Raw genomic sequence first — 15,258 nt, forward strand, 5'->3', positions numbered from 1 at the left:
TCAAGACGTCTCCTCATCGTCATCCTTGCGCAGCCGACGCCATTGCTCGGCGGCCTGTTCACGTCGAAGCGTCTTGAGTCTATCGGTGTGCTCGGTAGACGACGACATGGCTCGCGCGATACCCCAGCCAGCGCCGGCCAGCGCCGCTGCCAGGCCACCCAAGGCCGAACTGCCCATGGCACCTTGCTGTTCAGCAGGGACGGACGCATCTGCTTCGCTCGACACCTTGGGCGATACCTCGGTCGACGCCGGTGAGCCTGCCGCCTGTGGCGACTGGTCCAGGGTTGCGTCATCGACCGACGGTACCGCCTCGAGCGACTCACTACCCTCCGCAGCGTCTGGCGCCGTTGGCACGCTGCCGGCAGCCGGGGGAGCGGCGAACAGCGGCAAGCCGCTGATCATGCCACCGCGACTGTCATGGTGGGCCGCCCAACCAGCGACAACACTACGTAGATCCTCGGGTCCCTGACTCGGAGCCACCGCTGCCGGACGGTTGTTCGAGACCATCGCCTCGCCCAGGGCGAACGCGGTGCGATCCATCCAGCTCCAGGCGGCCAGGCGGCCGCCTGGCTCCTGCTCACGGTAGAGGTTCTGCTGCGCACCGCGCACCAGATCCAGCTTGCCCTGAGCCAGGGTCACGATGGAGGTGACACGCTCGACCTCCGGCACACTCGTCGAACCGGCAGAGGCCACACTCAACCGTACTCGGCCATATTCACCGATCAGGATGTCGAAGCCGTAGTCACCACCGAAGCCGTCGAAGCCGGCACCGCCCATCGCCACATCGTGGCCCAGTCCGGTCAAGATGACGTCGTCGCTACCTTCGAAGTTGTCGATGGTCTCGATGGTGATCAGCCCTGGCACGCGAGTCACCCGAGCGAAATCGCCCATCAGAATATCGTTACCGGCACCGCCCTCGAGCGTGTCCTGGCCACCACCACCCAGCAGCACATCGCGATCGATGCCGCCAATCAGGTGATTGTCGCTGCGCAGGGCAATATTGCCGGTTTCCGCCAGGCGGTAACGGCCGGTGGTATCACTGAGAATGCGGCCGTCATCGGCGATGGCCACGGTCTCGCCGCCAGCGTTGACCAGGGTATCGGCGCCGACACCGCCAATCGCCTGATCCCGGCCCACTCCCAGCAGGATGACGTCATCCCCACCGGTGCCCTGGCGCCGATCGAGGCTCTTCACCTCCTGGCGAACACCATCTTGTGCGGTGATCGAGCCATTGTCCCCAATGACCACGTTGTCGCCGCCAAGGGCACTGATGCGTTCACCACCAAACCCGCCGATGATCCAGTCATCTCCTCTGCCGGTAGTGATGGTATCTACCCCGCCGATGGCGAAATGAAGGGACGCAAAGGACGTCACCACGCCATTGGCGTCGAACAGTACCTCGGCGTGATCACCCGCTACCTTGTCAGCACCAGCGGCGGAGGTGATGACATCGTCGCCTTCGGCGCCGATCACCAGGTTGCCGCCGCTGCCGACACTGACGCTATCCGCCGCGCCGTGACCGTGCGCCAACGAACGCGCGCTCACCAGATGTCCCGCTGCGTTCCACTCCAGGCGACCGAGGTCGGCAAGCACCGTGCTGGTCTGATCACCCGTGGTGATGACATCGCTGCCCGCACCACCGACGATCTCATTGCGACCGGCATTGACGCCGATGCGATCCTGTCCCGCCACCGCCGATGCGGTACTGGTCATCGTCCTCAACACCGAGGTGTCGTCCCACTGGAGTCGCCCATTGTCACCGATCAACTGGTGACGACTGGTGGCCGAGGCGGCGGTGATCGAAAGCCGATCATCGCCAGCGCCGCCGATGGCCGTGACCGAACCGGCATTCACCTCGAGGGTGTCGTCGCCGCCGATGGCAGTCGCACTGGAGGCGGCGCTCAACAACACTCCGCTGGCACTCTGGCGCAGAGAACCGTTATCGCCAAACAGCAGGTGACGAGCGTCGACCGATGCTGCGCTGATCTCGATGGTGTCCGCACCGGCGCCGCCCAGAGCGGTGACCGAACCCGACTCGACAGCCACACGATCGGCGCCGCCGACGTTGGGCGTCAGACTATCGCCGTTGACCAGAACGCCGACGTCGCTCCAGCTCAGGGTGCCGCGATCCGCCAGCACCACATGGCGCGCCCCGTCGCCAGCCTTGACGATCTCGATCAGGTCACTGCCCACCCCACCGATGACCACGGAGTGGCCACCGCTCAAGCGAATGCTGTCGTCCCCGCCGCGGGTATTCAGCATAGCCGCCGTCTCGCTGGCGGCAGTATCGGACGCCAGGCGGGAGGTCGCACTGACCAGGACACCAGCGGCGTTCCACTCAAGCAGACCATGGTCACCGATCGCCACGCTGGCACTGCGCTCAGGCGAGGCGACAGTCACGCTGTCATTGCCACCGGTGCTGAGGCTGTCACTGCCTTCTCCGCCGATCAGGACGTTGCGACCATCACCACCGTCAAGACGATCCACTGCCCCATTGGCGCTTGGCAGCGTGACCAGTTCACGCACCTGGGTGCCCACCACGTCCAGCCGGGCGTAGTCGCCCACCAGCAGGTCATCACCGCTGCGACCGCCGCTGGTCGAGCTGCCACCGTAAAGCACGTCAGACCCGCCACCCCCCAGCAGCAAGTCATTGCCCTCGCCGCCGAACAGTCGGTCGCCTCCGTCGTGGATACTGTCCTTGAGCACCAGCGTGGCACCACTGGACAGATCGTTCACCACCTTAAAGGTAACCTTGGCGTTGTCACCGATCAGCCAGTCGGAAGCACCGCCTCCGCTCAGGACGTCGTTGCCACTGCCGCCGATCAACAGGTTGTCGCCGCCGCTGACGCTCAAGCTGTCATCGCCGCCCGACGCCATGTCGACGCCTTCCACCGCGATCACCCGCTGACTATCGAGCAGTCGCAGGCCCGCCTCTCCGGGGCGAGCCTCCAGCTGGATCACGCCGTGGTCCCCCAGCAGGATGTCGTTGCCTCCTCCAGTACTCAGCATGTCATCACCGGCTATGAGGCTATCTCCGGTCGGATGGGCAATCGCTGCGGCGCTGGCATGCACCGTCATCACCGTATCGGCCTGGCTGAGGCGTCGGGAAACATCCACGTCGATGCCACCATCGCCGTACAGATGGTTGTTACCGCCCTTTTCATCACTCAGACGGTCATCGCCGGATCCACCAAACAGCTGGTCATCACCGAGGCCGCCAATCAGCGTATCCGCGCCGGCGCCACCCACCAGCACCACGCCACCGATGGCCTGACTGGCGTCCAGCAGATTATCACCGGCCTCCAGGAACGGCTGAGCCAGCAGCGTCGGCCGGCCGCCGACGGCGCTGTAGCGCTCGCCACTGCGAGAGGTATCGCCGAACACCACCAGCGGCATCTGCCACTGATAGCCACCGCTCACCCGGATGTGGTCATCACCGCCGCCACCGTGAACCACACTAAGCGGCATTTCACGAATGACACGGCCACTGCTGGCACTCACCACTCCGTCGAGCACCAGCGCCCCGGCGCTGGTGATGTCGCGAATCAACAGACGCTGTTCGCCGACCAGTACGCTGTCACCAGCGCGGAAGCCATCGGCGTACCAGCTGCCGGCACTACGATTCAGCTGGGAAACACCCGCCACCGTCTGTGCCTGCCAGTCGCCGTCGTAGGCCACCGGATCGGCATCGATGGCAAGCTGATCATCGCCTGCCCCCAGCAGCGCCTCGAAGACCCCGACACCGTGGAAATGAACCCCTCGCTCGGTATCGATGGTACCGCCCACACCATTGTCCTGGGACAGCACGCCTTCACCCATGCCGAGCCCACTGACCCGCTCGGCACCGATGACACCAGACAGGTCGGCCACGCTGGCATCCACGTGCAGCACCAGGCTGTCGCTATCCTCATGCGCGGTGCCGGAGGTCTCGGCGGCCAGCGCGCTGACACCTTCAGAAGGCAGCATCAGCGGCACAGACGGCACCGGCGTATCGGCGACAGTGCCCCCTTCGACGATCAGCGGTCCCTGAATGTCGGACAGACGCCGTTCGGTGACAAACTGCATGCCCGCCTCGACCGGAGCCCGATATCGGGTCTCCGCCACCACCTCGACGGCCACCTTGTCGGCCCAATTGCTGGCGTCGAACACCACTGCAGGTGTGGTGACGGAGGTCAGCGTCAGGCTGTCACCGACCCAGCTTCCCAGGGTATCGTCGGACATCAGGTGCAGCCTTCCCTGGGCATCGATGTGGTTGATCCGCAGACGCCCGGCAATGCTCGATCCCGAGCCATCTTCCAGGCTCAGGTAGCGCCCGGTCTGGGCCCCCAGCGATGCCCAGTCGCCACCTTCCAGGACCAGAATCGCCCCGGCTCCCTGCGCGGCCAGCACCGTCACGCTGCGCTCACCGTCGAACAGGGTATCCAGCACGATGCGCCCACCCAGGGGGAACTCGGTCTGGCCATCGCTGTTGAGATGGACCCTGACCTCAGCGCTCGGCGCCTTGGTCAGCCTCAGGGTGTAGCTGTCGCTGCCGCCCAGGGTCGAGACTCGGGTACCGCCATCCGACTGCTCCACCACCAGCCCAGCGCTGTCATCGTCGTGGACGCTGACGTCGACCTTGCTCGTGGCGCGCTCGGCAAACGAGCTGGCCTGCCCCAGATTGCTGGAGATATCGAAGCCCAGCTGGGCGTCGATCCGGTCTTCGATGCTGGTGTTGCCGAGCGCCTCCAGCACCAGCGTCTGGGGCTTGTCCCAGTTGGAGGCATCGAAGCTCAGGGTGGCGCCGTGCTTTGCCACCAGACGACCGCCGAAGGCCGACAGATCCACGCTGACCGTGATCACCTCACCGGCCTGGGGCGCCACCGACAGGCGCACTTCGACGCTGCCGGACTGAGCCGACGCACCCTCGCCTTCGATCACCTGGAGTCGATCCTGGGCCGTGGACACCACCACATCTCCGCGCGTCGCATCGAATACCGTGATCTCGGTATCGGCGATGGGCTGATCCAGCAGCGAGGCCAACGCCTGGGGCAAGGGAGACGACGAGGGCGTCTCGACCTGGGCCAGATAGCTGATCGCCACCTGTCGAGTCCCTTCGACCAGACCATCGGTCGGCGCCTTGACGAAGATCTGCTGGCGCGGTGACCAGCTGCCCCCGGTGAACACGAAGTCCACGGTGATCGCCTGGGTAAACTCGCCCAAAGCGTCGAATGACAGAAGCAGCGTCTCGGCCGACGCCGCGCCCGCCGCGTGACGGTCCTGAGTCGACGCCATGCTGGCCGACAGTGTCAGCGTCACCCTGCTGCCCTCGGCGATACCGGAGATCGGCAGGTTCGTCGACAGCCAGTAAGCGGCAGCGTCGCCGCCTTCCACCACCCGCGTCGCCCCACCGGGCTGCTCGACCAGGATGGCACCGTGCTCGGGGCTAGCCACCTGCACCGTCAGCGCCTCGGCCAGAAGATTTGCGTAGGCCTCGTCAGCGGACACCGTGCCATGGCCCACCAGGCTGCTGGCACCCCTGGCGTCAATCGCCTTCACCTCGCCGCTGACGTCCCCCGCCACCTGGATCTGGTCACTGCCGAGACCACCGATGACCTCAGTCAGTACGCTTTCGCGGGTGCTCAGCACCTGAATCCGATCGTCTCCCGCTCCGGCCTCGACGCGCACACGCTCGAGATCGTCATGGGACAGATTGAGCCCAGCGCCAAACACGGCACCCGCGGTGATCACGAAGTTGTCGTCGGCGCTGCTGCCGAAGGCACTCAGACTGTCGTAGCCGTCTTCGCCATCAAGTGCCAGAGGCGCCTGGGTGGCGTAGACCTGATACTGATCGTTGCCCTGGCCCCCCAGCACGCTCATTGCCTGGCCGTTGCCTCGACTGACAAAGCCGTCGCCGGCCTGGGTCACCGCGATCTCATCGCCCACGACGACGCCCGAGGCGTAGACGCCCGCGCTGGCCGTGCCTACAGGGTTCGGATGCTCGCCGTACTGCTGGCCAATCTCGAAGCGATCGTCGCCGCGACCTCCGTCCAGCGTCATCACGGTCGATGAGCCATCGACCACGAAGCGGTCGGCGCCGTCGTGGCCATTGATGGTCACCCGGGCATTGATGCTGGCCCCCACATCGATACGCTCCACGGCGCTGCCAGCCTCGGCCAGGCGCGCAACGAAGTTGTCGCGGACCAGGAACAGATCGCCCGTGGTAGACGCCGTCGTCTGGGCCCGGACCATACTGCCGTCATAGTTGTCGTAGCCACGACCTTCGATGAACAGGGTGTCCGCTCCGGCATTGCTGGCACCGCTGTCGAGAACGCGAATGCGGTAGTCGCCCTGATCCGCCTGGCGCGTGACAATCCGGTGCTCGTCGCTGCCGGATCCACCATCCAGGGTCAACAGCGCCTGGCGATCATTGAGCTCCACCACGGTCAGACGGTCCTTGCCGCCGTCGCCGGCCACCAGCATGGCGCCCACCAGGGTATCGGCATGGATCAGCATGTCGTCGTTGCCGCTGCCACCCCGGAAGCTCATGTTGTTGGTCACCGCGATATCGCCGTGCACATGCAGAATATCGTTGTCGTCGCCCAGATCGACGGCGATTTCCCCTGCGCGATGCCGGCCATCGAAGAGCAGACGATCGTCTCCCGCCCGGGTCACCACCGTCAGGCTGTCGGCAAACTGCCATTGACCCAGGAAGGACACCAGATCGTCACCATCCCCGCTGTCTACCGACAAGGTGTCGGCTCGGTGATCGCCGTTGAAGGTAACAGTATCGGTACCGGCACCGGAGGTGACCTTGGCCGCTGCGGTGACGGTCAGGTCTTCGGTCACGCCCAGGGTATTGGCGCCCTCGCCCATGGCGAGGGAAAGCGAGCCGGCCTGGATGCTGGCGTCGAAGGTGATGCGGTCGTCGCCCTCTCCGGTCGTCACATCGAAGGCGTCGGTCACGCCCAGTGAGTTGTTGACGCTCAGCACGTTATCGCCGGCGCCCAGCGCCAGGCTCAGCGAGCCGGCCTGATGGGTGCCGTTAAAGGCAACGGTGTCGACGCCGGAGCCGGCGGAGACACTGGCCGCTGCGGTGACGGTAAGGTCTCGAGTCACGTCCAGGGTGTTGGCGCCCTCGCCCATGGCGATGGAGAGCGAGCCGGCCTGGATGCTGGCGTCGAAGGTGATGCGGTCATCGCCACCCGTGGTTTCGACATCGAAGGCATTGGTGACGGTGAGTGTGTCGCTTACGCTCAGCACGTTATCACCGGCACCCAGCGACAGACTCAGCGAGTCCGCCTGATGGGTGCCGTTGAAGGTAACGGTGTCGACGCCGGAGCCGGCGGTGACACTGGCCGCTGCGGTGACGGTGAGGTCTCGAGTCACGCCCAGGGTATTGGCACCCTCGCCCATGACGAGGGAGAGCGAGCCGGCCTGGATGCTGGCGTCAAAGGTGATGCGGTCATCGCCCTCTCTGGTCGTCACATCAAAGGCGTCGGTCACGCCCAGTGAGTTGTTGACGCTCAGGACGTTATCGCCGGCGCCCAGCGACAGACTCAGCGAGTCCGCCTGATGGGTGCCGTTGAAGGTAACGGTGTCGATGCCGGAGCCGGTGGTGACACTGGCCGCTGCGGTGACGGTAAGGGCTTGGGTCACGCCCAGGGTGTTGGCGCCCTCGCCCATGGCGATGGAGAGCGAGCCGGCCTGGACGCTGGCGTCGAGGGTGAAGCGGTCATCGCCCTCTCCGGTCGTGACATCGAAGGCGTTGGTTACCGTCAGGCTGTCTTTGACGGACAGCACGTTATCGCCGGCGCCCAGCGCCAGACTCAGCGCGCCGGCCTGGTGGGTGCCGTTAAAGGTGACGGTGTCGACGTCGGAGCCGGCGGTGACACTGGCCGCTGCGGTGACGGTAAGGTCTCGAGTCACGTCCAGGGTGTTGGCGCCGTCGCCCATGGCGATGGAGAGCGAGCCGGCCTGGACGCTGGCGTCGAAGGTCAGGGAGTCATCGCCCTCTTCGGTCGTCACATCGAAGGCGTTGGTCACGCCCAGTGAGTTGTTGACGCTCAGCACGTTATCGCCGGCGCCCAGCGACAGACTCAGCGAGCCCACCTGGTGGGTGCCGTTGAAGGTGACGATATCCACGCCAGAGCCGGCGGTGACACTGGCCGCTGCGGTGACGGTGAGGTCTCGAGTCACGTCCAGGGTGTTGGCACCCTCACCCATGGCGAGGGAGAGCGAGCCGGCCTGGACGCTGGCGTCGAAGGTCAGGGAGTCATCGCCCTCTTCGGTCGTCACATCGAAGGCGTTGGCCACGCCCAGTGAGTTGTTGACGGACAGCACGTTATTCCCGGCGCCCAGCGACAGACTCAGCGAGCCCGCCTGGTGGGTGCCGTTGAAGGTGACGGTGTCGACGCCGGAGCCGGCGGTGACACTGGCCGCTGCGGTGACGGTGAGGTCCTCGGTCACCTCCAGGGTATTGGCGCCGTCGCCCATGGCGATGGAGAGCGAGCCGGCCTTGACGCTGGCGTCGAAGGTGATGCGGTCATCGCCCTCTTCGGTCGTCACATCAAAGGCGTCGGTCACGCCCTGTGAGTTGTTGACGCTCAGGACGTTATCGCCGGCGCCCAGCGACAGACTCAGCGAGTCCGCCTGATGGGTGCCGTTGAAGGTAACGGTGTCGATGCCGGAGCCGGTGGTGACACTGGCCGCTGCGGTGACGGTAAGGGCTTGGGTCACGTCCAGGGTATTGGCGCCCTCGCCCATGGCGATGGAGAGCGAGCCGGCCTGGATGCTGGCGTCGAAGGTGATGCGGTCATCGCCACCCATGGTTTCGACATCGAAGGCGTCGGTCACGCCCAGTGAGTTGTTGACGCTCAGGACGTTATCGCCGGCGCCCAGCGCCAGGCTCAGCGAGCCGGCCTGATGGGTGCCGTTAAAGGTGACGCTGTCCACACCCGATCCGGCGGTGACACTGGCCGCTGCGGTGACGGTGAGGTCTTCGGTTACGCCCAGGGCATTGGCGCCCTCGCCCATGGCGATGGAGAGCGAGCCGGCCTGGATGCTGGCGTCGAAGATCAGGGAGTCATCGCCCTCTTCGGTCGTGACATCGAAGGCGTTGGTCACCGTCAAGCTGTCTTTGACGCTTAGCACGTTATCACCGGTGCCCAGCGCCAGACTCAGCGCGCCCGCCTGGTGGGTGCCGTTAAAGGTGACGGTGTCGACGCCGGAGCCGGCGGTGACTTCGGCCAGACCGTCGACGGTGAGGTCTTGGGTCACGCCCAGGGTGTTGGCGCCATCGCCCATGGCGATGGAGAGCGAACCGGCCTGGATGCTGGCGTCGAAGGTCAGGGAGTCATCGCCCTCTCCGGTCGTCACATCAAAGGAGTTGGTTACCGTCAGGCTGTCTTTGACGCTCAGCACGTTATTCCCGGCGCCCAGCGCCAGGCTCAGCGAGCCCGCCTGATGGGTGCCGTTGAAGGTAACGGTGTCGACGCCGGAGCCGGCGGTGACTTCGGCCAGGCCGTCGACGGTAAGGTCTCGAGTCACGTCCAGGGTGTTGGCGCCATCGCCCATGGCGATGGAGAGAGAACCTGCCTGGATGCTGCCATCGAAGGTGATGCGGTCATCACCACCCGTGGTTTCGACATCAAAGGCGTCGGTCACGCCCAGTGAGTTGTTGACGGACAGCACGTTATCGCCGGCGCCCAGCGCCAGGCTCAGCGAGCCTGCCTGGTGGGTGCCGTTAAAGGTGACGGTGTCCACACCAGCGCCGGCGGTGACACTGCCCAGGCCGGTGACGGTGAGGTCTTCGGTCACGCCCAGGGTGTTGGCACCCTCGCCCATGGCGATGGAGAGCGAGCCGGCCTGGATGCTGGCGTCGAAGGTCAGGGAGTCATCGCCACCCGTGGTTTCGACATCGAAGGCGTTGGTTACCGTCAGGCTGTCTTTGACGGACAGCACGTTATTCCCGGCGCCCAGCGCCAGGCTCAGCGAGCCGGCCTGATGGGTGCCGTTGAAGGTGACGGTGTCGACGCCGGAGCCGGCGGTGACACTGGCCGCTGCGGTGACGGTAAGGTCTCGAGTCACGTCCAGGGTGTTGGCACCCTCGCCCATGGCAATGGAGAGCGAGCCGGCCTGGATGCTGGCGTCGAAGGTGATGCGGTCATCGCCCTCTTCGGCCGTGACATCAAAGGCATTGGTCACGTCCAGTGAGTTGTTGACGCTCAGGACGTTATTGCCAGCGCCCAACGCCAGACTCAGCGAGTCCGCCTGGTGGGTGCCGTTGAAGGTGACGGTATCCACACCCGATCCGGCGGTGACTTCAGCCAGACCATCGACGGTGAGGTCTTTGGTCACGTCCAGGGTGTTGGCGCCATCGCCCATGGCGATGGAGAGCGAGCCGGCCTGGACGCTGGCGTCGAAGGTGATGCGGTCATCGCCCTCTTCGGTCGTCACATCAAAGGCGTTGGTCACCGTCAGGCTGTCTTTAACGGACAGCACGTTATTCCCGGCGCCCAGCGACAGACTCAGCGAGTCCGCCTGATGGGTGCCGTCAAAGGTGACGGTATCGACGCCTGCGTTGCCGTCGATTCTCAGGCTCGCCGCCTTGACGTCGCCCTCGACAATGACGTGATTGTCACCATCGCCGCCGGCAATGTTGAGTTGCTGGGCGATGTCCAGGCTACCCTGCTGGGTCAGCGCATCATTGCCGGCGCCCAGCGCCACGCTCATGCTGTCGGCTTTCAGGCTTGCACCCGCCGCGATCAGTACCGTCTGGCGCTTGTCACCTCCTTCCAGAGTGATATCACCGGCCACTGTCCAGTCACCACGCAATTCGACCTTGGCCTCCGGCGTGTCCCGGAAGGCGGGCTGGTCTTCATCTGGCGTGTCGACCTTCATCACCACATGGCGCGCGGCCTTCACGATGATGTCGTTGGCCTTGAATAGCAGATCGTCGCCCGCGGTCATCAGGATGTCGCGACCGGCATCCAGCGTCACCCCTGCCTCGATGTGCAGGTAGTCTTCGTTGTCATTGGCGTCAGAGGTGTTTTCCCTGGCCGTCAGCACGATATCGCCATCAGCCGAAACGATATCCTCGGTCACCGTGATCGGACTGTTGGCGGTTATCTCGATATCGCCGGTGGCCGTCAGTCCCAGACCATGGATGGTCAGATGTCCGGTGTTGTTGAGGTAGACCTTGCCGTCGCGGGACTGGCCTTCCAGGGTACCGATACGGGAGGTCAGCACCTTGCTCTTGGTACCCACGTCCTTGACCGCGATCAGACGTACCCCGGCGGTCAACAGGTTGAACGTCTCGTTGGCACCCAGGGCGCTGTAGATGGCGCCCTGCGAGAACACGAACGCCAGTGCATCGGTGGAGCCCGCCGGCCCCGCCTGCACGGTTCCCAGCCGCAGATCACCCTTCACCTCACGCACGAACACGGAATCGGCGCTATCGATATCGACGCGCCCCGCGGTGTCATCGGTGACCAGCGCCAGCAGGCGATCGGCGGCGCCGACTCCGCCGAAGCCGGTCTCGAGCTGCAGCGTTTTCGCCTCGATGTCGCCGCGGAATTCATCGGCATGGGTCGCGATGATGGAGTTGAGCGCGCTGAGTTCGACCCGCTCCCCCCCCTTGATATGGCCGACCCTGAGATTGCCATCCACCGCCGCCAGGTAGACGTCTTCGCCGGCATCGACGGTGACGACACCATCGCCGCGCGTGGCCAGCTCGATGGCGTTGGTCGCCTGGCCCACGCTGTCGCCGGCGATCAAGGTGACATTGTTGGCCAACACCTTGAGCAGGTCATGGTTCAGCCCGTCGATGATGCTGCCCGCGGCCTTCAGCCACAGGTCGCCGCGCTCGGTGAACAGGGTCGAGATCGCCAGATCCCCCTCGATCTCGTGCAGCGAGATATCGCCCTGAGCGCGTGCGGTCAGGGTGGCGGCATCGGTCAGGGCCAGCTTGAGCGGTGCACTGGCGCCGGAACCGATCTGCCCGCTGGCCGCTTCCAGCACCAGATCCGAGGTGCGTATGACCAGGTCGGCACCGGAGGACGTGGCCGCCAGGATCGATCCGGACACCTTGACCCTGGCGTCCTGTCCGGCCACCAGCTTGGCCAGGCGAATATCGGTCTCCGACACCACGTAGGCCGAGTTGGCGGCGGTGATAAAGGTATCGCCTGCGTTTTCGATGGCGAAGTCATCGATCAGGTTGATCGAGATGTAGCGAATCAACTGCTCACCGCTACTGACCTGGGTCTGGGGGTCCAGCAACACCGTTGCCAGCTCCACCTGGGCACCAAGCTCGCCGACCACCTCCAGCGCGGTGGACAGCTCCAGCGTGCCGCCGCTTATCGCGGTCACGGTGTAGTAACGTCCATTCTCGGTCACATTGAGCGACTTGCCGGCAAGATCGACGGCCTCGCCCACCTTGAACACGCTGGTATCCCAGCTCTGCCCGTCGGTGCGCACCAGCTTGACCGTGGTCACGCCCTGGTCGCGCTGGATATCAAGGAAGTCCACCACGGCGCTCTGTGGCGCCTGCTTGAGGTAGGTGACATCGGCCCGTTCGGCGGCGGACAGCAGTACCCGCTGCTCGTCGGAGAGCCCGGTCAGCCCACCTGACATGTCGAGCAGCTCGCGTCCGCGGGCCACACCGACACTGTCGCCGGCGATCAGGGTGATATCGCCCCCGGCAATCACGTTGGGTTCCTGAATCTCGGTGCGAGTATCGGTGGTTTCCTGCAACAGGCCCGCGCCGATCAGCGACAGCAGCTCCTGCTCGGTCCACACCTTGATGCTGCCGCGCACCTGCTCCTTCTCTGCCGCGCTAAGGGTGACCTTGAAGCTTGCGTCCTGGTACTCGGTCGCACTGCCGTAGACGTCATACAGCTCGTGGTAGATATCGGTGCGATCGGACTCGATGCCCGTGAGGCGAGCCTCGATCTGGGCGTCGTCGAGACCCTGGTCGGCGAAACGCTGACGATAGGCGTCACGCTCCGCCTGGGACAGCCTGATCACCTGATCGCTGGCGTAGAACGCCACACGCCGGTAGGTCAAGGTGTTGCCCTGGGCCACGCCAGCCCCGGAGGCCAGGATCAACCCTTCTGCGCTGAGGTCGGTCAGACTGTCGATGGTGAAGTAGCTGCCATCGGCCCGATAGAAACGATGCTCGACGCGGGCATCACCGGCGGCGATGTCCGGCGCGCTGAGGCGCAGCTCGTCACGTACTTCCAGGGTGCCGCCGCTACCATCGCTGATCTGACGCACAAGACCGAGCAGGATGGCCCCGCTGTCGACGCTGAGCACACTGTAGCTGGTGCCATCGGCCAAGCCGCCGATCCAGTCGTCGGAGGTTGCCTGGCGGTAGTTCCAGTAGGTGTTGTACTCCTGGGTCTTGCGGGTTGCCAGGTCGTCCTGGGCGTCCTGAATCTTCTGCTCGGCGGCGCTGCCGACCAGATTGAGCTGTGACCAGACGCCGTCACGCAATTGCTCGACCGTACGTTCATCGACCGTGGCGGCGTCATTGCGGTCGAGCAGATTCCCCGCGGCACGCACCCAGACGTCGCCCAGGCGGCTTTCGACCCGTTCGATCCCCAGGTCCCCGCTGAGCTGATCGATGGCAATATCGCCACCGGCCACGGCATTGAGATGGCCATCGGCGTGCTGGGCCAGGGTCAGGGGGGCGGCCAAGGAGCCGATCGCATCGTCGGCCGCCAGACTCAGGTTGTTGCCCTTGACGTGGACACCGCCAAGGGCACTGCCCGCCTTGAGTGAGCCTTCGGCAGACAGGCTGACGTCGCCCCAGCCGCTGTGGGCGCGCAGCACGATCAGGTCAGCGTTTTCGTGCGCCAGATTCAGCGGACCACGCTCGGTCACGGCGTCCACCGTCATGGTCATCGCCGCAGCGCCGCCAGCGCCCTCGATGGACAGGAGCTTCAACGCCGAACCATCACCGATACCGTCCGCTGCGCGCAATACCACGCTGGCGCCGGAGACCCGCACATCACGGGTCGGGTCATTGTAGTGAAGAATCTGGCCATCGCTGTCGATGCGTGTCTCGCCGTTGTAGTTGGCCAGATCCCCGAGCACCACCACGTCGCCCACCGAATCGATATTGATCGAACCCGTAGCCTGGCCGAAGAAGCTGATATCCACCGACTTGTTGGCGGCCACCGAGTGGGTGTGCAGGATCTGACTCGACTGTTCCTGGACGAACTTGGCGTAGTGGGTCTTCTTGCCATACCAGGTGCTGGTCGACCACTTGTCGACGAGCTGCGGATCGGTCCACTCGCTGGCGTTGACCTCGCTCTTGTTGTACTGATAACCGGTCTCGCTGCTGGTATAGAAGTAGGACAGCGAGTCCTGCAGGCGTCCGGGCGATATCTCGGATTCGCCCCAGTTCAGGGTATCCGGGTCGGCGGCAAAGGCGTCGATTCCCGCCCAGGCGCTGGAGGCGGTCTGAGCATAACGCCGCTTGGAGCTGTCCTGGACCACGCTGAAGCCGTAGCGCACATCACTGTCCGGCGTATAGGTGTAGGTCTTGCTAGGATCGGCGAAGTCGTAGCGATACTCGGTCACCAGGGGATTGGTACTGGAGCCCTTGTACTTGTCGGCGATCCGTAGATAGCCCTCGCCATGACGGCTGACGTCGAGATCCCCCACCGCCAGGGTGTAGGAAGTGTTGTTGGTGATATTGATCGCACCATAGCCCCCCAGCACCTCAAGCCTGCCGTTGCCGGTATTGGCGATGTGGCCGGTGATATCCAGCTTGCCGCCGCTGATAGCAAGGCCGGTGACCTCGATCTGGCGAGTATGGCCATTGAAGATCACCAGGGCGTCGCCGGAGGACGCCGACAGCGTCAGGTTACCGCTGGAGCCGCTGCGGATGTGGTCGGCGATACGCTGGGCATCGGCGGCGCCGATGGTCAGGTCGTAGCCGTCGACGCCGGCACGAATATAGCCGTTGAGGTTGACGTATTCGGCATCGATGACGATGCTGCGCGCCTCCACTTGTGGGCTCGCGCTCGCGCTGTTGGCGATCGCGGATAGCGCATCGGCGTCCAGCGCCCCTGCGCCATCGTCGCCATCGGCTCGCACCGCGGCGGCATCCGCATTACCCCCAGGGTTGAACTGTGACAGCCCCTTGATCGTCAGCTCGCCCGGCGAGCTCAACAGGATGCTTTCAGCGCGCATCTCGTTTTCCACCGAGATGGATCCCTTGGCGTAGCCGATCAGCTCACCGGAAATATTGCGGGTCAGCCCGCCGAACAC

The 15,258-nt window shown here is 64.9% G+C and carries 1 protein-coding gene (cut by a window edge); it reads right to left on the reverse strand.

Translation table 11 applies throughout. The annotated features are described in order from the left end of the window. Positions 1–15,258 carry the 3' portion of an LEPR-XLL domain-containing protein gene (locus NFI08_RS10490; protein ID WP_349589204.1) on the reverse strand. The gene runs 14,979 nt beyond the window's last position, so 15,258 of the gene's 30,237 nt are visible here — the last part of the coding sequence; its start codon lies off the right edge, out of view; it ends in the stop codon at positions 1–3.

It is taken from the genome of Halomonas sp. EF61, from assembly GCF_040147045.1.
Lineage (GTDB): Bacteria > Pseudomonadota > Gammaproteobacteria > Pseudomonadales > Halomonadaceae > Halomonas > Halomonas litopenaei.